22 protein-coding genes are annotated in these 21,709 nt (G+C 73.8%); 14 read left to right on the plus strand and 8 right to left on the minus strand.

Going from position 1 to position 21,709, the window contains the following annotated elements; translation table 11 throughout:
• Positions 1-196: 196 nt before the first annotated feature.
• The gene (gene dnaB, locus AWH51_RS04605; RefSeq protein ID WP_012039646.1) at positions 197-1,576 is read left to right on the plus strand and encodes a replicative DNA helicase; all 1,380 of its coding nucleotides are present in this window, start codon (positions 197-199) and stop codon (positions 1,574-1,576) included.
• An 87-nt stretch (positions 1,577-1,663) separates the two neighbouring features.
• Here dnaB and AWH51_RS04610 read toward each other — a convergent pair whose 3' ends face one another.
• From AWH51_RS04610 to AWH51_RS04620, 3 genes are all read right to left on the minus strand, one after another.
• Positions 1,664-2,014 (minus strand): CHY zinc finger protein, encoded by a 351-nt coding sequence (locus tag AWH51_RS04610; protein ID WP_254654473.1) that lies wholly within the window; start codon positions 2,012-2,014, stop codon positions 1,664-1,666.
• Between the two features lie 118 nt (positions 2,015-2,132).
• Positions 2,133-3,758, minus strand: coding sequence for a peptide chain release factor 3 (locus AWH51_RS04615; protein ID WP_063070936.1), 1,626 nt, complete (start codon positions 3,756-3,758; stop codon positions 2,133-2,135).
• A gap of 61 nt (positions 3,759-3,819) precedes the next feature.
• On the minus strand, positions 3,820-4,209 hold the full coding sequence (locus AWH51_RS04620) for a MerR family transcriptional regulator (RefSeq protein WP_063070937.1): 390 nt from the start codon (positions 4,207-4,209) through the stop codon (positions 3,820-3,822).
• A 229-nt stretch (positions 4,210-4,438) separates the two neighbouring features.
• On the opposite strand from AWH51_RS04620, the gene AWH51_RS04625 reads away from it, so the two are divergent.
• The gene (locus tag AWH51_RS04625; RefSeq protein ID WP_063070938.1) at positions 4,439-5,632 is read left to right on the plus strand and encodes a glycosyltransferase; all 1,194 of its coding nucleotides are present in this window, start codon (positions 4,439-4,441) and stop codon (positions 5,630-5,632) included.
• 49 nt (positions 5,633-5,681) lie between these two features.
• Here AWH51_RS04625 and AWH51_RS04630 read toward each other — a convergent pair whose 3' ends face one another.
• Both AWH51_RS04630 and ppgK read right to left on the minus strand, forming a co-directional pair.
• A complete protein-coding gene (locus AWH51_RS04630) occupies positions 5,682-6,812 on the minus strand; it encodes a glycerate kinase (RefSeq protein ID WP_063070939.1) in 1,131 nt (376 codons plus the stop codon).
• Between the two features lie 105 nt (positions 6,813-6,917).
• The gene (ppgK, locus tag AWH51_RS04635) at positions 6,918-7,802 is read right to left on the minus strand and encodes a polyphosphate--glucose phosphotransferase (protein WP_081234859.1); all 885 of its coding nucleotides are present in this window, start codon (positions 7,800-7,802) and stop codon (positions 6,918-6,920) included.
• Positions 7,803-8,182: 380 nt separating this feature from the next.
• On the opposite strand from ppgK, the gene AWH51_RS04640 reads away from it, so the two are divergent.
• Both AWH51_RS04640 and AWH51_RS04645 read left to right on the plus strand, forming a co-directional pair.
• Positions 8,183-8,857, plus strand: a complete 675-nt coding sequence (locus AWH51_RS04640) for a DUF308 domain-containing protein (protein ID WP_254654474.1) — start codon at positions 8,183-8,185, stop codon at positions 8,855-8,857.
• A 2-nt stretch (positions 8,858-8,859) separates the two neighbouring features.
• A complete protein-coding gene (locus AWH51_RS04645; RefSeq protein ID WP_063070941.1) occupies positions 8,860-9,129 on the plus strand; it encodes a hypothetical protein in 270 nt (89 codons plus the stop codon).
• A gap of 157 nt (positions 9,130-9,286) precedes the next feature.
• Here AWH51_RS04645 and purB read toward each other — a convergent pair whose 3' ends face one another.
• Both purB and AWH51_RS04655 read right to left on the minus strand, forming a co-directional pair.
• Positions 9,287-10,669 (minus strand): adenylosuccinate lyase, encoded by a 1,383-nt coding sequence (gene purB, locus AWH51_RS04650; protein WP_063070942.1) that lies wholly within the window; start codon positions 10,667-10,669, stop codon positions 9,287-9,289.
• 12 nt (positions 10,670-10,681) lie between these two features.
• Positions 10,682-11,209, minus strand: a complete 528-nt coding sequence (locus tag AWH51_RS04655) for a low molecular weight protein-tyrosine-phosphatase (protein ID WP_063070943.1) — start codon at positions 11,207-11,209, stop codon at positions 10,682-10,684.
• 130 nt (positions 11,210-11,339) lie between these two features.
• Between AWH51_RS04655 and AWH51_RS04660 the strand changes: the two genes are divergently transcribed.
• Positions 11,340-11,672 carry a hypothetical protein gene (locus AWH51_RS04660; RefSeq protein ID WP_063070944.1) on the plus strand — a complete coding sequence of 111 codons (333 nt, stop codon included), beginning with the start codon at positions 11,340-11,342 and terminating at the stop codon, positions 11,670-11,672.
• Positions 11,669-13,042, plus strand: coding sequence for a hypothetical protein (locus tag AWH51_RS04665; RefSeq protein ID WP_063070945.1), 1,374 nt, complete (start codon positions 11,669-11,671; stop codon positions 13,040-13,042). Before AWH51_RS04660 ends, AWH51_RS04665 begins: the two co-directional genes overlap by 4 nt.
• Before the next feature lie 8 nt (positions 13,043-13,050).
• Here AWH51_RS04665 and AWH51_RS04670 read toward each other — a convergent pair whose 3' ends face one another.
• A complete protein-coding gene (locus AWH51_RS04670) occupies positions 13,051-13,443 on the minus strand; it encodes a phage holin family protein (RefSeq protein ID WP_063071035.1) in 393 nt (130 codons plus the stop codon).
• 70 nt (positions 13,444-13,513) lie between these two features.
• Between AWH51_RS04670 and AWH51_RS04675 the strand changes: the two genes are divergently transcribed.
• The 8 genes from AWH51_RS04675 (at position 13,514) to AWH51_RS04710 (ending at position 21,556) form a co-directional block, all read left to right on the plus strand.
• The gene (locus AWH51_RS04675) at positions 13,514-14,641 is read left to right on the plus strand and encodes a pyridoxal phosphate-dependent aminotransferase (RefSeq protein ID WP_081234861.1); all 1,128 of its coding nucleotides are present in this window, start codon (positions 13,514-13,516) and stop codon (positions 14,639-14,641) included.
• A gap of 9 nt (positions 14,642-14,650) precedes the next feature.
• Positions 14,651-15,763 carry a thiamine pyrophosphate-dependent dehydrogenase E1 component subunit alpha gene (locus tag AWH51_RS04680; RefSeq protein ID WP_063070946.1) on the plus strand — a complete coding sequence of 371 codons (1,113 nt, stop codon included), beginning with the start codon at positions 14,651-14,653 and terminating at the stop codon, positions 15,761-15,763.
• Positions 15,764-15,846: 83 nt separating this feature from the next.
• Positions 15,847-16,812, plus strand: coding sequence for an alpha-ketoacid dehydrogenase subunit beta (locus AWH51_RS04685; protein WP_063071037.1), 966 nt, complete (start codon positions 15,847-15,849; stop codon positions 16,810-16,812).
• Between the two features lie 42 nt (positions 16,813-16,854).
• The gene (locus tag AWH51_RS04690; protein WP_063070947.1) at positions 16,855-18,246 is read left to right on the plus strand and encodes a dihydrolipoamide acetyltransferase family protein; all 1,392 of its coding nucleotides are present in this window, start codon (positions 16,855-16,857) and stop codon (positions 18,244-18,246) included.
• Between the two features lie 82 nt (positions 18,247-18,328).
• Positions 18,329-19,279, plus strand: coding sequence for a metal ABC transporter solute-binding protein, Zn/Mn family (locus AWH51_RS04695; RefSeq protein ID WP_063070948.1), 951 nt, complete (start codon positions 18,329-18,331; stop codon positions 19,277-19,279).
• The gene (locus AWH51_RS04700; protein WP_063070949.1) at positions 19,276-20,187 is read left to right on the plus strand and encodes a metal ABC transporter ATP-binding protein; all 912 of its coding nucleotides are present in this window, start codon (positions 19,276-19,278) and stop codon (positions 20,185-20,187) included. The genes AWH51_RS04695 and AWH51_RS04700 overlap by 4 nt, the downstream gene beginning before the upstream one ends.
• Positions 20,184-21,110: a metal ABC transporter permease gene (locus AWH51_RS04705; RefSeq protein ID WP_063070950.1), complete on the plus strand. Its 927-nt coding sequence runs from the start codon at positions 20,184-20,186 to the stop codon at positions 21,108-21,110. Before AWH51_RS04700 ends, AWH51_RS04705 begins: the two co-directional genes overlap by 4 nt.
• Entirely contained in the window at positions 21,107-21,556 is a 450-nt protein-coding gene (locus tag AWH51_RS04710; protein WP_063070951.1) for a Fur family transcriptional regulator, read from the plus strand. Before AWH51_RS04705 ends, AWH51_RS04710 begins: the two co-directional genes overlap by 4 nt.
• Positions 21,557-21,709: the final 153 nt, after the last annotated feature.

A 21,709-nucleotide genomic window follows, 5' to 3' on the forward strand; every position in this document is an offset into this window, starting at 1 on the left:
CCACTTTGTCCACACCCCCATCCACAGGCGCATTTGGTGCCGCGGTGCGTCGATCCATATCGTGGGGCAGCGCCCGTCGAACGGGCCGCCACGGGCCCGTCAGGAGCCCGGCCGACACCCTCTCGAGCCGTGTCGGTGGTCCGAGCTAGAACGGTCGTGCGGGCGCATCCGCCCAGCCGACCGAGGGGAGCCGCACGTGTCCATCGCCCATCTGGGTCTCGCCGGCGAACGGGACGAGCGCGACAAGCGCGCCGGCCACGAGCGCACGCCGCCGCACGACCTCCTCGCCGAGCAGAGCGCCATCGGCGGCATGCTCCTCAGCAAGGACGCCGTGGCCGACGCGGTCGAGCAGGTGCGGGCGATCGACTTCTACATCCCCAAGCACGAGATCATCTTCGACGCCATCCTGTCGCTGTACTCCCACGGCGAGCCGACGGACGTCATCGCCGTCACCGACGAGCTCACGAAGCTCGGCGAGCTGAGCCGCGCCGGCGGTGCCGACTACCTGCACACGCTCACGAGCGTCGTGCCCACGGCGGCCAACGCGGGCTTCTACGCGTCCATCGTCGCGGAGAAGGCGGTGCTGCGGCGCCTGGTCGAGGCGGGCACCCGCATCGTGCAGATGGGCTACGCCAGCGAGGGCGAGGTCGTCGACCTCGTGAACAACGCGCAAGCGGAGATCTACGGCGTCACGGGCGGCGTCGAGGCGGAGGACTACGTCCCGCTCACGGACGCGGTCACGGTCGCCATCGACGAGATCGAGGCCGCGAAGGGCAAGGACGGCCAGATGACCGGCGTGCCCACGGGCTTCGCCGACCTGGACGCGCTCACCAACGGCCTGCACCCGGGCCAGCTCATCATCGTCGCCGCGCGCCCCGCGCTCGGCAAGTCCACGCTCGCGCTCGACTTCGCGCGCGCCGCGAGCATCAAGTACGACATGCCCTCCATCTTCTTCAGCCTCGAGATGGGGCGCAGCGAGATCGCGATGCGCCTGCTGTCCGCCGAGGCGTCCGTGCCGCTCCAGAGCATGCGCAAGGGCACCGTGGACGCGCGCGACTGGACCACCATCGCGCAGACCCGCGGCCGCATCAACGACGCCCCGCTCTACATCGACGACAGCCCCAACATGACGCTCGTCGAGATCCGCGCCAAGTGCCGGCGGCTCAAGCAGAAGGTCGGGCTCAAGCTCGTCGTCATCGACTACCTGCAGCTCATGACGAGCGGCAAGAAGGTCGAATCGCGACAGCAGGAGGTCTCGGAGTTCTCGCGCGCGTTGAAGCTCATGGCGAAGGAGCTGCAGGTGCCGGTCATCGCGCTGTCGCAGCTGAATCGCGGTCCCGAGCAGCGTGCCGACAAGATGCCGGCCATCTCCGACCTCCGCGAGTCGGGTTCGCTCGAGCAGGACGCCGACATGGTCATCCTGCTGCACCGCGAGAGCGCCTACGAGAAGGACAACCCGCGCGCGGGCGAGGCCGACTTCATCGTGGCCAAGCACCGCAACGGGCCGACGGGCACCATCACGGTCGGCTTCCACGGGCACTTCTCGCGCTTCGCGGACATGCCCGCGGGCGGGTAGCGGGCGGCTCCGCCACCCGCGCCGAGGCCCTCAGCTGCGCCGAGACCGCATCGACGCCGCCATGCCTCGCGGCGTCGCGACCGCGGCTCAGGGCGCGAAGTAGAGGTGCGCGTGGGCGGCGCAGCCGGGGTTGAAGGCGGCCCGGCAGGTCGGGCAGGAGTCCGCCGCGAGGTACTCGGGCACGGTCATGGTCGCGCGGCAGACGCCGCAGAGGGCCGCCGGTAGATGCTGCTCGGCCCGGGGGATCACCGCGAGCGGGTGGTCCGCGACCGCCGCGTGGCAGAGGTGGCACGAGTACCAGGCGTCGCAGCAGGGGGCACGGAGGGCGACGACGTCGAGCTCCGAGCCGTAGTGGATGCAGCGGGTCTCGGCGTCGATCGCCGGGCCGCGCACGACGATGGCGGCCGGCGCGGGGGCGTGACCGGTCGGGCCGGTCACGTGCGCATCCCCGCCGGATGGCCGGATCGGGGTGTGACCGGCCGAGGGGGTCACACGTCCGGCGACGGGCAGGGGAGCGGCGCCAGCCGCATCGGAACCGGTCATGCCGGACTCGGCGTCACGCGTCCGGCAGCGCCGTCGCGGCGTCGACGAGGGTGAGCTCGGGGCTGTCGCGCTCGATCGCCTTGAGGCGCCACGGCGTCGTGATCAGGGCGATGTGCGTGCCGTCGGAGCGCACGAGCACCTCGACGCCGATCGTCTTCGCGAGGGCCGGCGCGGAGGCGGCGTCGGTGATCCGGGCCACCTGGTACTCGAGCGGCTCCATGCGCAGGGGCGCGCGGAACTCGTTCGTCATGCGCTCGACGACGACCTCGAACTGCATGGGGCCGACCGCGCCGAGGACGGGGGCCTGGTCGCCGCGGAGGTCGGAGCGCATCACCTGGATGACGCCCTCGTGGTCGAGCTGCTCGATGCCCTTGCGGAACTGCTTGTGCGTGCTGGTGTCCTTCGAGCGGACCACGCGGAAGAGCTCGGGGGCGAACTGCGGCAGGCGCGGGAACGTGACGGGGGCGCCGTCGAAGAGCGTGTCGCCCACGCGGATGTTCGAGGCGTTCACGAGGCCGACCACATCGCCCGGGTACGCGTCGTCGACCGTGGAACGCTCGCGGCCGAACAGCTGCTGCGCGTACTTGGTGACGAACGGGCGGCCGGTCTGGGCGTGCGTCACCGTCATGCCGCGGTGGAAGACGCCCGAGCAGATCCGCATGAAGGCGAGGCGGTCGCGGTGCGCGGTGTTCATGCCCGACTGCACCTTGAACACGAAGCCGGAGAAGTCCTCCTCGACGGGACGGGTGCGGTCCTTCTCGTCGGGCCGCGGCTGGGCGGCGGGCGCGATGGCGTCGAGCGCGTCGAGGATGTGGGTCACCCCGAAGTTGAGCACCGCGGCCGCGAAGAGCACGGGCGTGGTGCGGCGGGCGAGGAACGACTCCTCGTCGTGGTCCTGGCCCTCCTCGTGCAGGAGCTCGCTCTCCTCGACGGCGTCGGTCCAGGCGGATCCGGCCGCGGCCAGCGCCTCCTCCGGCGACATGCGCGTCTCGGGGGCGATGCTCGCGCCGCCGGCCGTGCGGGTGAAGTGCACGCACTCGCCGGTGGAACGGTCGACGACGCCGAAGAACGCGCCGGACTCGCCGACCGGCCAGGTGAGGGGGGTGGGGAGGAGGCCGGTGCGCTCCTTGATCTCGTCCATGAGGTCGAGCGGCTCGCGGCCCGGGCGGTCCCACTTGTTGATGACCGTGATGATCGGGATACGGCGCTGGCGGCACACCTCGAAGAGCTTCATGGTCTGCGTCTCGAGGCCGCGGGAGGCGTCGACGAGCATGATCGCGGCGTCCACAGCGGAGAGCACGCGGTAGGTGTCCTCGGAGAAGTCGGCGTGGCCGGGGGTGTCGACGACGTTCATGACGGTGTCGCGGTGGGTGAACTGGATCGCCGCGGAGCTCACCGAGATCCCGCGCTCCTTCTCCATGTCCATCCAGTCGGAGACCGTGGACCTCCGGCCCTGCTTGCCGTGCACGGCGCCCGCGGATCCGATGGCGTGCGCGTGCAGCAGCAGCGCCTCGGTGAGCGTGGACTTGCCCGCGTCGGGGTGGGAGATGACGGCGAAGGTGCGACGGCGGGACGCCTCGCGCAGCACGGGGGAGGCGGAGGCCGAGGCGGGCGCGCGGGGAGGGGTGATGGTCGACACCTCCCCATGGTACGAGGCCGTCGCGTGAGGGTCGTCGCCCCGAGCGCCAGGGCCCCGGTGATCAGCGCGCGCGGAGGCGGTCGAGGAACTCGTCGGCCATCGCGAGGTGCTCGGCGAGGCGGCGTCGGCGCTCCTCGGCGTCGGCGATGAAGGCCGCGAGGTCGGCGCGGAGGGTCGCGGTGTCGTCGTCGGGGCCGGCGGCGTCGAGGGCATCGGTGACCTCGAGCAGGCGCATCATCTCCTCGAGCGAGAAGCCGAGCGGCTTCATCCGGCGGATGAGGAGGAGGCGCTCGAGGTCGTCGGCCGTGTAGAGGCGGAAGCCGCCGTCGGAGCGGCCGGACGGACGCAGCAGCCCGGTCTCGTCGTAGTGGCGGAGCGTGCGGTGCGACAGGCCGGTGCGCTCGGCGAGCTCGCCGATCTGCATGGTCGCGGGACCTGCGGTGCGCGCCATGCGGGCCTCCAGACGGGCTCCGCCCTCGGCGGGACGGATGGGACGTGGTGCGGCCGGGTGACCGCATCGCTCCATTCTCCCCGATCGCGGGGGCGGGCAGACGCCCCCGTCCGGGGCTGCTGTCCGGCTGCTGTCCGGGGTCGGCGGCCGGCGCAGCGCCCGTCGCGCTCGCACCGGCGGCGCGCCCGCGCGCGGGATGGCGCCGGTCGCCGCTCGTAGGATCGAGCGCATGAGGATCGCGTTCGTCTCGCTGCACACGTCGCCGATCCAGACCCCCAGCACCGGCGACGCGGGCGGGCTCAACGTCTACCTCCTCGAGCTCGCGCGCAGCCTCGGGCGGCAGGGGCACGAGGTGCGGCTGATCACGCGCGCGACCGGCCCCGGACCCTCCGCGCCCGTCCCCGTCGCGCCGGGCGTCGAGCTGCTGTCGCTCGTGGCCGGACCCGCGGGCCCGCTCGCGAAGGAGGACCTGCCCGGGATCACGGCGGCCTTCGCGGACGAGCTGGCCGCGCTGCCGCGCGCCGACGTCGTGCACTCCCACTACTGGCTGTCGGCCGTCGCGGCGCTGCCGGTCGCGCGGGCGTGGGGCGTCCCGCACGCGCTCACGCTGCACTCGGTCTCCGCCGGCAAGAACCGGCGCCTGGTGGCCGGCGACACCCCCGAGCCGGCCTCGCGACTCGCGGCGGAGGCGCGGCTGGTGCGCGCATCGGACCTGGTGGTCGCGTCGGCGGAGTCGGAGAAGCGGCTGCTCGTGGAGGCGTACGGCGCGGATCCCGCTGCCGTGCACGTCGTCGCGCCGGGTGTGGAGGAGGCGTTCCTGCGCGAGCCGTCGGGGCGCGACGACGACGGGCGGGCGCGCATCGTGCTGCTCGGGCGGATCCAGCCGCTCAAGGGGCAGGACGTGGCGCTGCGGGCGCTCGCGCTGACGGACCCGGCGACGCGTCCGCTCCTCGTGCTCGCCGGCGGCGTCTCGCCCGGACGGGACGCGTACGCGGCGAGCCTGCACGCCCTCGTGCGCTCGCTGGGGCTCGACGGCGACGTGGTGTTCGCGGGGCCGCTCGACCGCGCCGCGACCGCCCGGACGCTCGCGGGCGCGCATCTCGCGCTGATGCCGTCGGCCGCCGAGACCTTCGGGCTGGTCGCGCTCGAGGCGGCCGCCTGCGGCACGCCCGTGGTCGCATCGCGCACCGAGGGGCTCGTCGACTCCGTGCGCGAGGGCGTGAGCGGCGTGTTCGTGGAGACGCGGGATCCGGCCGACTGGGCCCGCGCCATCGAGGGCCTCCTGGCGGACCGGGCGGGCCTCGCCCGGCTCTCGGCCTCGGCGCGCGCACACGCGGCCGGGCGCACCTGGGATGTCGCCGCGGCGGATGTGGCGGGGGAGTACCGGGCGCTCGTCGCGGGTCGGGCGGTGCGCGCGGGCTGAGGCGGTGCGCGCGGGCTGAGGCGGAGGCTGCCGCCCCGTCGCCACGTGCTCAGCGGTCGGGTCGTGGGAGCAGGGCCTCCGCGTCCCGCGCCAGGTCCTCCGCGGCGCGCTCGAGCCAGCGGACGACATGCGCCCGGGCGTCGGCGCCGGATCCGGCCAGGTCGGTGAGCGACCGGACGGCGCGGAACCCGTCGGTCGGGGCGGCGACCGCTCCGGCGACGAGGACCGCGGCCGTGCCGTGCGCGACCGCGAGGTCGAGCACCCGGGACGGCACCTTGCCGGTGCGGGACTGCGCGTCGAAGCGGCCCTCGCCCGTGACCACCACGTCGGCTCCGGCGATGCGCGGGGCCAGCCCGATCGCGTCGGCCACGCCCGCGGATCCCGACGCCGCGTCCGCACCCCAGGCCAGGAGGCCGGCCGCGGTGCCCCCGGCCGCTCCGGATCCCGGCGTCGCGGGATCCACGCCGAGCAGCAGGGCGAGGTGGGCGAGCCCGGCGTCGAGGAGGCGCACGTTGTCCGGGGTCGCGCCCTTCTGCGGGCCGTAGACCGCGGCGGCGCCCGATGGCCCCGTCAGCGGCGCGCGCACGTCGCCGAGGATCCGCGCCCCGCCGGACGGGAGCGCCCGGAGCCCCGCGAGGTCCGCCGCGGCGATCCCGGCGAGGGCTCCGCCGCCGTCGCCCGCCGCCGAGCCGTCGGCCCGCGGGAACCGGGCTCCCAGCTCCCGGAGCGCGCCCACCCCGCCGTCGGTCGACGAGCTGCCGCCGAGCGCGAGGAGGAGGCGGGGGACGCCCGCGTCGAGGGCCGCGCGGATCGCCTGGCCGAAGCCGCGGGTGTGGGCGGTCAGCGGGCGGCGCGGATCCAGCAGCGTGATGCCGCTCGTCGACGCGACCTCCACCACCCCCGTGCCGTCGGGCAGCCGCAGCCAGTGCGCGTCGACGGGACGGTCGTCGGGACCCGTGACCCGCACCGGCACGCGGCGGGCGCCGGGCACGGCGGCCGCGAGCACGTCGAGCGTGCCCTGTCCGCCGTCGGCCATGGGCGCGAGGGCCACGTCGTCGCCCGGCCGCGCGCGGAGCCAGCCGCGGCGGAGCGCCTCGGCGGCCTCGACGGCGGTGGCGGATCCGGTGAGCGAGTCGGGCGCCATGACGACGCGCAGCGGGCGGGGAGCGGCGGTGCTCATGGGGCCAGTCTGCCGGGCGGCGCGGCTCCCGGGCGGCCGCCGGGTGGCGGGACGGCTCGGCTCCTCGCGCGAGGCGACTGCCGGGCGGCCGCCGCCGGGCGGGGATCAGCTCGGCGCGACGCCCGCCCGGTGCGCGAGCAGCGCGGCCCCCACGAGACCCGCGTCGTTGCCGCGGCTCGCGGCGATGACCTCGGTGTCGAGATGCAGGAACCCCTCGAAGCGCGCGAACTCGTGCGCGGCCGCCCCGCCCACCACGATGAGGTCGGGCGACATGATCGACTCGATGTGGCGGTAGTACCGCTCGAGCCGCGCCGCCCACGCCTCGAACGTGATGCCCTCGCGGCGAACGGCGGAGAACGCGGCCTGCATCTCGTAGTCGCCGCCGTCGATGTGCACGTGGCCGAGCTCGCTGTTCGGGATCAGCTTCCCGTCGTGCAGAAGCGCGGTGCCGATCCCGGTGCCGAGCGTCGTGAGGATCACGAGCCCGCCGCGCCCCTGCAGAACGCCGTACTCGAGCTCGGCGACGCCGGCCGCGTCCGCGTCGTTCACCGTGAGGACGTCGATGCCGCTGCGCTCGCGGATCGCGGTGCGCGCGTCCATGCCGAGCCAGCGGTCGGAGATGTGGGCCGAGGAGCGGACGATCCCGTCCCGCACGATGCCGGGCACGCCGACCCCCACGGGCAGGTCCTCGTCGGGCGTGAGCTCGAGCACGATCTCGGCGATCACGTCCGCGATGTCCTCCGGCTCGCCCCCCACGGGCTTGCCGACCGTCATGCGCTCGGTGAGGCGGATCCCCGTGGTGACGTCGACGATGCCGGCCTTGAGCGTGGTCCCGCCGATGTCGATGCCGAGCGCCAGCCGGTCGCGTCGAGCGAGCGCGGCGGCCGCCCCCTCGGGCGCGGCGACGAGGGCGCGGTCGACGGGGATGAAGCCGGCGGTCGGGCGGCCGCCGTCGGAGGCGGGCCGCGGCGCGGTCTCGGGCTGGGGCACGGCGGGGCCTCTCGGTTGCGTGGTGCTTTCTGCGTGGTGCGTGGTGCGTGGTGCCTGTCGAGCCGCGGTTCCGGCCCGTGGTGCGGATCCGCCGTCCCGGAGCGGTGTCCGTGCGGACCCGCTCCGCGGACCCGCTCCGCGGATCCGGGCCACCGGCAGACGGGCCGGCGACGCTCAGAACGCGCGGTTCGCGTAGACGATCCCGCTGGCCACGCCCACGGCGCACACGACCGCGAGCCCGACGACCGCGCCGACCGCCACGGCGGCCAGACGGGGCAGGGGACTCGTCACCCACCGAGCCTAGGCCAGCCCGACGGGAGCGTCGCCGCTGGCCCGCGGCCGAGCATCCGCCCAGGAAGCCACCGGGTAGGCTGGCCCGGATGGAGAGAGAGGGTGCCGTGTCCCAGGACGAGCTGACGTTCCGGGCGGCGTACTGGCCCGTGCTGCTCCTCCGAGCACTGCCCGCCCTCGCGCTCGCCGCGTTCATCACCTTCTCCAGCGACCACTCGCCGGCCCTCGGCCTCGTGGCGTTCGGCATCTTCGCGATCCTCTCCGGCCTGATCACCGCGGGCCTCGGTGCCCGCGCCCTCCGCGGTCCCGCCGCGCGCCTGCGCACCAACGCCATCGCCCAGGGCGCGCTCACGGTCGTGGCCGGCGTCGCCGCGCTGCTCGCGCGCGACGGCGGCGTGCTCGTCCTCCTCTACGTCGTGAGCGTCTGGGCCGTCGTCACAGGCTTCCTCGAGCTCGTCGCCGGCCTGCGCTCGCGCGGTCGCGTACCGGGCGCCACCGACGCCATCACCATCGGCGCGCTCACCGTCGTCCTCGCCGTCGCCTTCCTGCTCGTCCCGCCGGACCTCGTCGTCCCGTACGGCGGCGTGGAGCAGCGCGAGGGCCAGCTCACCGCCCCGGTCGTGGCCGTCGGCCTGCTGGGCGCCTACGCGGCGATCGTCGGGGTCTTCCTGGTCATCGCCGCCCTGAGCATGAAATGGGGCACCTCCACGCCCGCCGCGACCTCCGCGGCGGACGCCCCCCGGACCATCGAGAGCGCGAGCTGACCGTGACTTCCAACATCCGCAAGGACCGCATGCGCCCCGCCGAGCTGCTGGGCATCGCGGCGGCGCTCGCCGCGTTCGTCGGGCTCATCGTCGCGCTGAGCACCCGGCCGGGCGACGCGCAGTCGTGGACGGTCGTGGTCGTCTTCACCGGCGTCGCGTTCATCGGCGCCCTCGTGATGCTCGCCATGCTCGCCCTGTCGTTCAAGCCCAACCGCGACGAGCTGCAGGACATGGACGACCAGGACCACCCGGACCGGCCGACGCGCCACTGATCGCCCGGATCGCATCCCGGTCGATCCGCTCCGGCACGCTCCGCTCCGGCACGCTCCGCTCTGGAGCGCTCCGCTCTGGAGCGCTCCGCGCCGGCTCGATCCGCTCCGCCGACGTGCATCGGGACCCGTGCCGCGACGCGGGTCCCGGCGTCCCTAATCAGAGGATGTGGTCGACCAGCTGCGACGCCAGCCCCGCGTAGCCGCCCGGGGTCAGCTCGAGCAGACGCGCCTTGGCGGCGTCGCCGATGTCGAGGCCGGACACGAACGCCCGCATCTCGTCGCGCCCGACCCGCTTGCCGCGCGTGAGCTCCTTGAGCACCGCGTACGGGTCGCTGATGGAGCTGCGGCCGGCGACGATCTCCGCCCGGATGACCGTCTGGATCGCCTCGCCGAGGATCTCCCAGTTCGCGTCGAGGTCGGCCGCGAGCAGCGCCCGGTCGACGTCGATCTCGAGGAGCCCGCGCCCGATGTTGTCGAGCGCGAGCAGCGAGTGCCCGAGCGCCACGCCCACGTTGCGCTGCGTCGTGGAGTCGGTGAGGTCGCGCTGCAGCCGCGAGGTGACGAGGGTCGACGCGAGCGAGTCGAGCAGCGCGTCCGACAGCTCGAGGTTGGCCTCGGCGTTCTCGAACCGGATGGGGTTGATCTTGTGCGGCATGGTGGACGAGCCGGTGGCCCCCGCCTGCGGGATCTGCCGGAAGTAGCCCATGGAGATGTAGGTCCACACGTCGGTGCAGAGGTTGTGCAGCACCCGGTTCACGTGGGCGATGCGCGTGTAGAGCTCCGCCTGCCAGTCGTGCGACTCGATCTGCGTGGTGAGCGGGTTCCACACGAGGCCCAGACCCGTGACGAAGGCCCGCGACTCGGCGGGCCAGTCGACGTGGGCGTCGGCGGCGAGGTGCGCCGCGAACGTGCCGGTGGCGCCGCTGAACTTGCCCAGCACCTCGACGTCCTCCACGTCGGCCCGGAGGCGCTCGAGCCGGTGCACGAACACCGCGAGCTCCTTGCCGAGCGTGGTGGGCGTGGCGGGCTGGCCGTGCGTGCGGGAGAGCATCGCGTCGTCGCGGAAGAGGAGGGCCCGCTCGCGCAGCGCGCCGATGACGGCGACGAGCTTCGGCAGCCACACCTCGCGCACGGCGCGGTCGATGACGAGCGCGTAGGAGAGGTTGTTGATGTCCTCGCTCGTGCACGCGAAGTGGGTGAGCTCCGCCACGTGGCCGAGGCCGAGCTCCGCGAGGCGGTCGCGCACGAAGTACTCGACGGCCTTCACATCGTGACGGGTGACCGCCTCGACGCGGGCGAGCGCGTCGATCTGCTCCTGGCCGAACTCCGCGACGACCCGGCGCAGCGCTGCCTTCTGCTCGTCCGAGAACGGGGAGGAGGAGAGGAGCGACCGGTCGGTGAGGTGGATGAGCCACTCGATCTCGACGTGGATGCGCGCCCGGTTGAGGCCCGCCTCCGAGAGGTGCTCGCCGAGCTCGGTGACGACGGGGGCGTAGCGGCCGTCGAGGGGGCTCAGCACCTGCGGGGGCAACGGGCTCATGCGGACGATCTCCTAGCTGGGGGGACGGATGCCGGGCTCCACCTGCGCGAGGAGGGCCCGGGAGGCACGACCTATCATGTCAAGGACCTGGTCGAACCTCGCGGCGTCGGAGTAGTACGGGTCGGGGACGTCCCGCAGGTGGGCCTGTGGAGGATCGAACGACAGCAGCAGGTGCACCTTCGCGCGGTCCGCCTCCGTGCGGGCCCACTGGCGCAGGATCCGCTCCTGGCCGCGATCGAACACCACCACGAGGTCGAGCTCCGGCAGCGACCCGGGGTCGAACTGCTTGGCCCGGTGGGCCGATCCCGACAGCCCCTTCCGCTCCAGCGCGGCGAGGGTGCGGGCGTCCGCCTGCTCGCCCACGTGCCAGTCGCCCGTGCCCGCGCTGGTGACGGAGACGAGGTCGGCGTACCCGGCCCGCTGGGCGAGGTCGCGGAACACGACCTCCGCCATCGGGGAGCGGCAGATGTTGCCGGTGCAGACGAAGGCGATCCGGAAGACGGGTGGAGCCGTCGGATCCGGAGAGGCGGGGGCTCCCATGCGGCCATTCTGTCGGCTGCGCCCCCTCCCCACATCCCCCGGGGCCCGTTCGTCCCCGGGTGGCAGGCACGCGTGCGGTCCCGCGCGCCGATCGCGGGAGGATGCGCGCCTCACGGAGAGAGGAGACGAGGTGCGACAGGACGCGGTCGGAGGGGGTGCGCACGAGCAGCCGGCTGCGCTCGGCGGGAGCCCGAGCGGGCCGGCTGGCGGCACGCCGGGTCAGCTGCGCGCCGAGGCGCTCGGGCGTGCGCACGCCCTGCGGGCGCTGGCGGAGGAGGTGGAGCGCACGAGCCGCGACATCGCCGTCTGCCGGGACGACCCCTCCTGGTCCGGGATGGCGCACGACGCGTTCGTCGTCTCCCTCGACCGGCTCGCCGGCGAGGTCCGCCTGGCGGCCGGGCTCCTGCACGATGCGCACCCCGCGCCGGGATCCGCCCCCGGCTGCCCGGTGACCCCGCGATGACGGACCTCACCGTCACGACCGGCGGCACCACCACGGTCGTCGCCACCGACGACCTCCTGCACATGGCGGCCCTCCTCGCCGGCGCCGCGCGTCGCCTGCAGGAGCACACGCAGGCCCTCGCGCTCCCTCCGCTCGTCTCCGACGTCACGGGCGTCCACGACGCGGCGCTCGACCTCCCGCGCCGGCTCCTGTCCTCGGCGGCGCAGGATGCGCACGGGCTGGCCGGCGACCTGCGCCGCGCGGCAGCCGAGTACGCGGACGGGGAGCGGGACGCCGACCGCTGCGTGCGATCCGCGTCGCCCGAGAGCACCGGGGGAGCCGCGGACGACGGGGGCGGGCTCGGGGAGCTGGCCGCCGAGACGGGCCGGTCGTGGGGCGACCTCCTCCGGCTGGTGGGCATCGTCGCCCCGCTCGTCTCGCACCCCGACGGGCCCGGCCGTCTGCTCCTCCCCTCCATCCTCCGCGGGGCGGTGTCGGACGTGGCGGCCGCGGCCGCCCGGTCCCTGCCCGACCGACCTCCCGGCGACGACGGCACGCGGGAGGCGACGTCGGCACTGATGCTGCTGCTCGGCGCCGTGGGCATCCTGCACGACGGTCCGGCGGTCGTCCGCGCCCGGCCCGTCGCGCCGCGGCCCGCCCCGACGACCTTCCAGGAGCTGACCGACCGCATCCCGGATCCCGTGCCCGGTGCCGCGCAGATGCGCATCGAGGCGTATCGCGCACCCGACGGGGGCCGCCGCTTCGTCGCGTACCTGGGCGGCATGCAGACGCTCCTCCCCGGGTCCGTGCCGGACGACTTCGGTCCGTCCTCCGCCGTCGCGGCGCTCGCCACCGAGCGCGGCTCCGCGGTCCGCGCGGCGGAGGAGGCGCTCCGCGACGCAGGCGCGTCCGCGACCGACGAGGTCTACGTCGTCGGCTACTCGCAGGGTGGGATCCTCGCCCGGTCGGTCGGCGACGACCCCGCGTTCCACGTCACGCACGAGCTCACCCTCGGCTCCCCGGTGGGCCAGCTGCCGCTCCGGCAGGGCATCGGCGGCGTGGCGGTCGAGCACACCGACGATCCCGTGCCGCCGCTCGGCGGCGCGCGCTTGTCCGCGGGCGCGGGCGGCGACGACGTCGTGGTGCGGGCCCCGGCGGCGCTCGGTGCCGAGCGGGCGGATCCGCTCTCGGCGCATCAGCTGCCGACGTACCGCGCCACGGCCGCGGAGATGGACGCCTCGCGCTCGCCGCAGCTCGTCCGGGAGCGTGGCGAGCTCCGGCGCTTCCTCGACGGCGCCACGCCGATCTCCGCCCACCTCTACCGCGCCGAGCGGGTTCCGGAGGCGTCGTCGTCGGCCGCGGGAGCCGTCCGCCCGGAGCGGGCGCGATGAGCCGCGGGTCAGACCCGGGTCACGGGACGCAGCACGAGGCCCACCAGCCAGCTGAAGAACGCCATCAGCAGCGCTCCGAGCACGCCCCACCAGAAGCCGTCGACGGTCAGGCCGAAGCCGAGCCCGCCCGAGATCGCCCCCACGAGGAGGAAGAGCAGGCCGTTCACGACGAGCGCGATGAGCCCGAGCGTCAGGATGTACAGCGGGAACGCGACGATCCGGATGGCCGTGCCGATCACGCCGTTCACGACGCCGAAGATCGCGCCGAGCAGCAGGTACGTCAGCACGGTGGCCGTCGCGTCGCCCGGCTCGTAGGCCGTCACGGTCGTGCCGGAGACGAGGAGCGTGGTGAGCCAGAGCGCGACCGCGTTGACGACCACGCGCACGAGGAATCGGGACATGCCCCGATCCTCGCAGACGGCCGCGGGACGGGCCATGATCGGGCGCACGAGGCGACCGTAGGATCGTCCGGTGACCTCCGACCCCGCAGCCCCCGCCCCGCCCGACGGCGAGGCGGCGCCCGTCCGGCTCCGTCCGGCCATCGCCGCCATGGTCGCCTACCGCCAGGGCAAGCCCGCCGGCGAGGACGACTTCAAGCTCTCGAGCAACGAGAACCCGTTCGACCCGCTGCCCTCGGTGCTCGCGCGCATCGACGGGGTCCGGGACGTGAACCGCTACCCGGATGCGGGCGCGACCCTGCTGCGCACGGCGCTCGCCGAGCGCTTCGGCGTCACGGTCGACCACGTGCACGCGGGCGCGGGCTCGGTGGCCATCCTCTCGCAGCTCATCACGGCGGCCGCGGGCCCGGGCGACGAGGTCGTGCACGCCTGGCGCTCCTTCGAGGCGTACCCCACGCTCATCACGGTCGCCGGCGCCACGGGCGTGCCGGTGCCGAACCTGCCCGACCACTCGCACGACGTCGACGGCATGATCGCCGCCCTCACCGACCGCACGCGCGTCGTCATCGTCTGCACGCCGAACAATCCCACGGGCACGCTGGTGACGCGCGCGGACCTGGAGCGCCTGCTGGCCGCCGTCCCGCGCGACGTGCTCGTGCTCCTCGACGAGGCCTACGGGGAGTTCGTCGCGGCGGAGCATGCCCTCGACGGCATGTCCCTCCTCGCCGAGCACCCGAACCTCGTCGTCCTCCGCACCTTCTCCAAGGCGTACGGCCTCGCGGGCCTGCGCATCGGCTACGCGGTGGGGCACCCGCGGATCCTCGACGCGGCGCGCTCGGCCGCCATCCCGCTGTCGGTCACGGGCCACGCGCAGCACGCGGCGCTCGCGTCGCTCGAGCACGAGGACGAGCTCCTGGAGCGCGTCGCCGTGCTCGCCCGCGACCGCGACGAGGCCTGGCGCGCGCTCGTCGAGCAGGGCTGGGAGGTCCCGCGGCCGCACGGCAACTTCGTCTGGCTGGCGACCGGCGCCGAGACCGCGGAGGTCGAGGCGCAGCTCGCCGCCGCGGGGCTCGTGGTGCGCGCCTTCGCCGACGAGGGCATCCGCGTCACGATCGGCGAGCCCGCCTCTGTCCGGAAGCTACTGAACGCGTCGGCGGGAATTGTCCGGGGGCTGCCGGAGGGCCACCCGGCGCGCCGGTAGGTTGGGACGATGCCGGAAAGCGATGTGACGGTCCAGCTCCTGACCCCCGCGGGCGAGCTCGCACCGAGCGACTCCGCCGAGGAGTTCCTCCCGTACTTCGAGCGACTCACGGAGGACGACCATCGCGGCTTCCTCCGCGACATGCGCCTCACGCGGGCGTTCGACCTCGAGGCCACCAACCTGCAGCGCCAGGGCCACCTCGGCCTCTGGGCGCCGAGCACGGGCCAGGAGGCGGCGCAGGTCGGATCCGGCCGCGCCACCCGCCCGCAGGACCACGTGTTCCCCGCCTACCGCGAGCACGGCGTGGCCCTCATCCGCGGCATCGACCCGGTCGACATCGTCCGCCTCATGCGCGGGGTCACGCACGGCGGATGGGACCCGGCTGCGGGCAACTTCCACCTCTACACGCTGGTCATCGGCTCGCAGGCGCTGCACGCCACGGGCTACGCGATGGGCGTCGCGTTCGACGGCGACGTGGCGACCGGCGACCCGGATCGCGACACGGCCGTCATCGCCTACTACGGCGACGGCGCCACCAGCCAGGGCGACGTGAGCGAGGCGTTCGTCTTCGCCGCCAGCTTCCAGACCCCGCAGGTCTTCTTCCTGCAGAACAACCACTGGGCGATCTCGGTGCCGGTCACCACGCAGTCGCGCACGCCCCTCTACCTCCGCTCGCGCGGCTTCGGCGTGCCGAGCACGCAGGTCGACGGCAACGACGTCTTCGCGAGCTACGCCGTCACGGCCAAGCACCTCGACGACGCGCGCACCGGCGGCGGCCCCTCCTTCATCGAGGCGCTCACCTACCGCGTGGGCGCGCACACCTCCAGCGACGACCCCACGAAGTACCGCACCGACGAGGAGCTGCAGGGCTGGGTCGCCAAGGACCCGATCGCGCGCCTCGAGGCCTACCTGCGGAACCAGGGCGCGCCGCAGTCGCTGTTCGACGGGATCGACGAGGAGGCCAAGGACCTCGCCGCCGACGTCCGCCGCCGCACCATCGAGCTCACCGGCCCGCCGCTCGCGGGCATCTTCGACCACGTCTACTCGGATCCGCACCCCGTCACCGCGGAGCAGCGCGAGTGGCTCGAGCGCTACGAGGCCTCGCTGGGAGGGACCCGATGACAGACACCATCGACCGCGCCGAGGCGACCGCGGGGGCCGCGGGAGCTGCCGGCCCCGACGGCGCCCCCGCCGGCATCGAGAGCATGCCGATGGCCAAGGCCCTGAACGCCGGCCTCCGCCGCGCGCTCGAGGAGGACGACAAGGTCCTGCTCATGGGCGAGGACATCGGTCCGCTCGGCGGCGTCTTCCGCATCACCGAGCACCTGCAGCGCGACTTCGGCGCCCGCCGCGTCATCGACACCCCGCTCGCGGAGTCCGGCATCGTCGGCACGGCCATCGGCCTCGCGATGCGCGGCTACCGGCCGGTGTGCGAGATCCAGTTCGACGGCTTCATCTACCCGGCCTTCGACCAGATCACGAGCCAGCTCGCCAAGATCACCAACCGGCACGAGGGCGCCATGCGCATGCCCGTCGTGATCCGCGTTCCCTACGGCGGCCACATCGGCGCCATCGAGCACCACCAGGAGAGCCCGGAGGCGTACTTCGCGCACACCCCCGGCCTCCGCGTCGTGAGCCCGAGCACGCCGCACGACGCCTACTGGATGATCCAGGAGGCCATCCGGAGCGACGACCCGGTCATGTTCTTCGAGCCGAAGGCGCGCTACCGGCCGAAGGGCGAGGTCGACTTCTCCGCTCCCGGCATCGGCCTGCACGAGAGCCGCGTGGTCCGCTCCGGCACCGACGTCACGCTCGTCGGCCACGGCGCCATGGTCTCGATGCTGCTGCAGGCGGCCGAGCTCGCCGCCGAGGAGGGCACGAGCGTCGAGGTCGTCGACCTGCGCTCGCTGTCGCCCGTCGACTACGGCCCCATCCTCGAGTCCGTGCAGCGCACGGGCCGCCTCGTCGTCGCGCAGGAGGCGCCCGGCCACGTGTCGGTCGGCTCGGAGATCGCGGCCACGGTCACCGAGCGGGCGTTCTACTCGCTGGAGGCGCCCGTGATCCGCGTCTCCGGCTTCGACGCCCCGTTCCCGCCCGCGAAGCTCGAGACGCTGTACCTCCCGGATGCCGATCGCATCCTCGAGGCCGTCGACCGCTCGCTCGCCTACTAAGACGCCCCGCCGCCCCGCGGCACGGAGAAGAGGACCCGCACGATGGCTGATTCCCAGTTCACCCTGCCCGACGTGGGCGAGGGCCTCATCGACGCCGAGATCGTCTCGTGGCGCGTGCAGCCGGGCGACCGGGTGGCTCTCAACCAGGTGATCGTCGAGATCGAGACCGCGAAGTCGCTCGTGGAGCTGCCGAGCCCGTTCGAGGGCACGGTCTCAGGGCTCCTCGTGCAGGAGGGGCAGACGGTCGAGGTGGGCACGCCCATCATCGCGATCGCGCAGGGCTCGCCCGGCGTCTCCGGCCCGGCCGAGACGCCCGCGCAGATGGCGCTCCCGGGCGAGACGGTGATCGAGGACGACACCGCCATCGAGGACCGCGAGCCCGTCGCGCCTCCCGCACCCGCCGCCGAGGAGACCTCGGGCGCCGTGCTCGTGGGCTACGGCACGGTCGGCAAGGTCGCGAGCCGGCGTCGCCGGGCCGAGCCGGGCGACGCCCCCGCGCGCCCCGCCGCCTCCTCGATCGCCGCCCCCGCGGCGCGAGCCCCGCGCCCGGCGTCCGTCCCCGCCGCGTCGGCCGTGCCGATCATCGCGAAGCCCCCCATCCGCAAGCTCGCCAAGGACCTCGAGGTCGACCTGGCCGAGGTCGAGGCCACCGGCCTCGTCGGCGAGATCACGCGCGAGGACGTCATCCGCACCGCGCAGCAGGCCAGCGTCTTCAAGAACATCGAGACGCCCGAGTGGCCGGATGCGCGCGAGGACCGCATCCCGGTCAAGGGCGTCCGCAAGGTCATCGCCGCGGCCATGGTGCAGAGCGCGTTCCAGGCGCCGCACGTGAGCCTCTTCGTCGACGTCGACGCCACCCGCACCATGGAGTTCGTCAAGCGCCTCAAGGCGTCCACCGACTTCGCCGGCGTCAAGGTCTCGCCGCTGCTCATCATGGCGAAGGCGATGATCTGGGCCGTCCGCCGGAACCCCACCGTCAACTCCTCGTGGACCGACCAGGAGATCATCGTCCGCCACTACGTGAACCTCGGGGTCGCCGCCGCGACGCCGCGCGGGCTCGTGGTGCCGAACGTCAAGGAGGCGCAGTCGATGTCGCTGCTGGAGCTCGCCCGCGCGCTCGAGCAGCTCACGCTCACGGCCCGCGACGGGAAGACCAGCCCGGCGGACATGAGCCAGGGGACCATCACGCTGACGAACATCGGCGTCTTCGGGATGGACACGGGCACGCCGATCCTCAACCCGGGCGAGGTCGCGATCGTCGCGCTCGGCACCATCAAGCAGAAGCCGTGGGTGGTCGACGGCGAGGTGCGTCCCCGCTTCGTCACCACCATCGGCGCGAGCTTCGACCACCGCGTGGTCGACGGCGACGTGGCGAGCCGCTTCCTGGCGGACGTCGCGAGCATCATCGAGGAGCCGGCGCTGCTCCTGGAGTGAGGCGGGCGAGGCGCCTCCCGCGACTCCACAGCGGGGGCGCCGTGGTCGTGATACCGGTTATCAATACCGTAATCTCGGATCCATGAACCGACGCCCCATCACCGCCCTGCTCGCCGCCTCGCTGCTCGCCGTCCCGCTCGCGGGCTGCGCATCCGGATCCGCCTCCCCGTCCGGAGACGCGACGGCGTCCGCGTCCGGCGGCTCGCTCGAGGTCGTGGCCTCGACCGACGTCTACGGCGACATCGCGAAGCAGATCGGCGGCGACGCCGTGAAGGTGACGTCCATCATCGACAGCCCGGACAAGGACCCGCACGAGTACCAGGCCACCTCGCGCGACCAGCTCGCGCTCTCCACCGCCGACGTCGTGATCCAGAACGGCGGCGGCTACGACGACTTCGTCGACACGATGATCAAGGCCCTCCCCGGCGGCAAGAGCCCCGTCCTCCTCAACGCGGCCGACCTCTCCGGCTACGACCAGAAGCCGGCGGAGGGCGAGTTCAACGAGCACGTCTGGTACGACGTGCCCACGATGAAGAAGCTCGCCGAGGAGATCGAGCAGGCGTTCTCGAAGGCCGACGCGTCCGGCGCGTCCACCTTCGAGGCCAACGAGAAGGCGTTCACCGCGAAGCTCGACGGCATCGCCGACGCCGAGGCCGCCGCGAAGCCCGCCGGCACCGGCAAGGGCGTCGCGATCACGGAGCCCGTGCCGCTGTACATGACGAGCGCCATGGGCCTCGAGAACCGCACGCCGGACGAGTTCAGCGAGGCCGTCGAGGAGGGCACCGACGTCCCCGCCGACGTGCTGAAGGAGACGCTCGCGCTGTTCTCGGAGAAGAAGGTCGCCGCCCTCGTCTACAACGCGCAGACCACGGGCGCCACGACCGACCAGGTCGTCGCCGCGGCGACGGCCGCCGGCGTGCCCGTCGTGCCGGTCACCGAGACGCTGCCCGCCGACCTGCCCGCGGGCAGCGGGTACGTTGAGTGGATGACCGCCAACGTCGACGCCGTGGCCTCCGCCATCAAGGGATCGTGACCGGCGCTCCCGTCCTGAGCCTCCGGGACGCGACGCTGTCGTTCGGCGCGCGCACCCTCTGGAGCGGGCTCGACCTCGACGTGGCACCCGGCGAGTTCGTCGCGGTGCTGGGCCCGAACGGATCCGGCAAGACCAGCTTCCTGAAGTCCGTCCTGGGCGCCCAGCGCCTCACGACGGGGGAGATGTGCTTCCTCGACGAGCCGGTGCGCCGCGGTGCGCGTCGCATCGGCTACATCCCGCAGCAGAAGCTCATCACGGCGTCCACCCCCGTGCGGGCGCGCGATCTCGTGGGCTTCGGCGTCACGGGGCATCGGTGGGGGCTGCCCCTCAGCCGTCGGGCCGAGCGCGCCCGGGTGGACGAGTTGCTCGAGGCCGTGGGCGCCACGGCGTACGCGGACGCGCCCGTCGCGGCGCTGTCCGGCGGCGAGCAGCAGCGGCTGCGCGTGGCGCAGGCCCTCGCGTCGGATCCGCGGCTCCTCCTCTGCGACGAGCCGCTCCTCAGCCTCGACCTCGCGCACCAGCGCGTCGTCAGCGAGCTCATCGACCGTCACCGGCGCGAGACCGACGCGGCGGTCGTCTTCGTGACGCACGACGTCAACCCCGTGCTCGACATGGTCGACCGCGTCCTCTACCTGGTGGGCGGGCGCTTCCGCATCGGCACGCCCGACGAGGTGCTCGACTCCGAGGTGCTCAGCTCGCTCTACGGCACCCCCGTCGACGTGGTGCGCGTGCGCGGGCGCATCGTGGTGGTCGGCTCGCCCGACGACCCGCACGACCACCACTCGCACGACGACCAGGAGCACGACGAGCACGGCGACCACGGGTCGCACGGCGTGCACGCCTCCTCGGCCGACGCCGCGGGCTCCGGCTCCGCGGACGGCTCCGCCGCCGACGGGAGGGCCGCGTGATCCACCTCCTCGCCGACACGGGCGATCTCTGGTCGCGCCTGTTCGACTTCTCCGACTACGGCGCGCTCGTCGCGCTGCTGCGGAACAGCATCATCGCGGGCGCCGTGCTCGGTGTCGTGGGCGGCCTCATCGGCGTGTTCGTGATGACCCGCGACCTCGCGTTCGCGGTGCACGGCGTGAGCGAGCTCTCGTTCGCCGGCGCCGCGGCCGCCCTGCTGCTCGGCGTGAACGTCGTCGCCGGATCGCTGGTCGGCTCGCTCATCGCGGCCATCGCCATCGGCGTGCTCGGCACGCGGGCGAAGGACCGCAACTCGATCATCGCCGTGATCATGCCGTTCGGGCTCGGCCTCGGGATCCTGTTCCTCGCGCTCTACGACGGCCGGGCCAGCAACAAGTTCGGCCTGCTCACGGGCCAGATCGTCTCGGTCGACAGCCCGCAGCTCGGCTACCTCGTCGCGATCAGCGCCGTCGTGATCCTCGGCCTCGCCGTCGTGTGGCGCCCGCTGATGTTCGCGAGCGTCGACCCGGACGTGGCGGCCGCGCGCGGCATCCCCGTGCGCCTGCTCTCGATCGTGTTCATGGTGCTGCTCGGGCTCGGCACCGCGGTGTCCATCCAGATCGTCGGCGCGCTCCTCGTGCTCTCGCTGCTGGTCACGCCGGCGGCGGCCGCGATGCGCGTCTCATCCACGCCGCGGGTGGTCGTCTCGCTCAGCGTGCTGTTCGCGCTGACCAGCATCGTGGGCGGGATCCTCCTCGCGCTCGGCAGCAGCATCCCCATCAGCCCGTACGTCACCACCATCTCGTTCGCGATCTACCTGGTCTGCCGCAGCGTCGACGCCCTCCGCGGGCGCACCGGGAGGTCGGGCGGTGCGCGTACCCTGTCTGCGCGGGGAGGATCGCCCGCCGGGAGGGCACGGGCATGAAGCGGAACACGTGGCAGCGGGAGGCCGTGCGCCAGGCGCTGGACGCATCGTCCGACTTCGTGAGCGCGCAGCGGCTCCACGCGCGCCTGCACGACGCGGGATCGCCCATCGGCCTCGCCACCGTGTACCGCGCGCTCGGCGACCTCGCCGCGGAGGGCGACGCCGACTCGCTGCAGTCACCCGACGGCGAGGCGCTCTACCGCACGTGCGCCACGGGCGGCCATCACCACCACCTCATCTGCCGCGTCTGCGGCAAGACCGTGGAGATCGCGGCGGACGCGGTCGAGTCGTGGGCGCACGACGTCGCCGCGCAGAACGGGTTCACGGCGCCGAGCCACGTGGTCGACGTCTTCGGGCTCTGCGCGGAGTGCACGCGCCGCGCGGCGGAGGCCCAGGCCGCGGAGGCGCCCGCAGACGGCACCGCCGAGGCCCCCGCATCCGCATGATCCCGGGCTCCCGGCTTGCGTCCGGGCGTGTCGTCGCGTAGCCTCGACCCTTGGCCGAGCGGCTCATCCGCTCGCACGTGCGCCGATCCCCCTCCTCATCGAGATCCGGGATCCGGCGTGCCGACAAGAAATCTTGGGTAGGGCGGTCTCGCC

Origin of the sequence: Clavibacter tessellarius (assembly GCF_001618005.1) — a bacterium.
GTDB lineage: Bacteria > Actinomycetota > Actinomycetes > Actinomycetales > Microbacteriaceae > Clavibacter > Clavibacter tessellarius_A.

Bases quoted from the DNA above. Each gene is read 5' to 3' on its own strand.
- AWH51_RS04620 (WP_063070937.1), bottom strand. From the start codon at position 4,209: ATGGCGCGCACCGCAGGTCCCGCGACCATGCAGATCGGCGAGCTCGCC.
- AWH51_RS04625 (WP_063070938.1), top strand. From the start codon at position 4,439: ATGAGGATCGCGTTCGTCTCGCTGCACACGTCGCCGATCCAGACCCCC.
- AWH51_RS04630 (WP_063070939.1), bottom strand. From the start codon at position 6,812: ATGAGCACCGCCGCTCCCCGCCCGCTGCGCGTCGTCATGGCGCCCGAC.
- AWH51_RS04640 (WP_254654474.1), top strand. From the start codon at position 8,183: ATGGAGAGAGAGGGTGCCGTGTCCCAGGACGAGCTGACGTTCCGGGCG.
- purB (WP_063070942.1), bottom strand. From the start codon at position 10,669: ATGAGCCCGTTGCCCCCGCAGGTGCTGAGCCCCCTCGACGGCCGCTAC.
- AWH51_RS04655 (WP_063070943.1), bottom strand. From the start codon at position 11,209: ATGGGAGCCCCCGCCTCTCCGGATCCGACGGCTCCACCCGTCTTCCGG.
- AWH51_RS04665 (WP_063070945.1), top strand. From the start codon at position 11,669: ATGACGGACCTCACCGTCACGACCGGCGGCACCACCACGGTCGTCGCC.
- AWH51_RS04670 (WP_063071035.1), bottom strand. From the start codon at position 13,443: ATGTCCCGATTCCTCGTGCGCGTGGTCGTCAACGCGGTCGCGCTCTGG.
- AWH51_RS04680 (WP_063070946.1), top strand. From the start codon at position 14,651: ATGCCGGAAAGCGATGTGACGGTCCAGCTCCTGACCCCCGCGGGCGAG.
- AWH51_RS04685 (WP_063071037.1), top strand. From the start codon at position 15,847: ATGCCGATGGCCAAGGCCCTGAACGCCGGCCTCCGCCGCGCGCTCGAG.
- AWH51_RS04690 (WP_063070947.1), top strand. From the start codon at position 16,855: ATGGCTGATTCCCAGTTCACCCTGCCCGACGTGGGCGAGGGCCTCATC.
- AWH51_RS04695 (WP_063070948.1), top strand. From the start codon at position 18,329: ATGAACCGACGCCCCATCACCGCCCTGCTCGCCGCCTCGCTGCTCGCC.
- AWH51_RS04710 (WP_063070951.1), top strand. From the start codon at position 21,107: ATGAAGCGGAACACGTGGCAGCGGGAGGCCGTGCGCCAGGCGCTGGAC.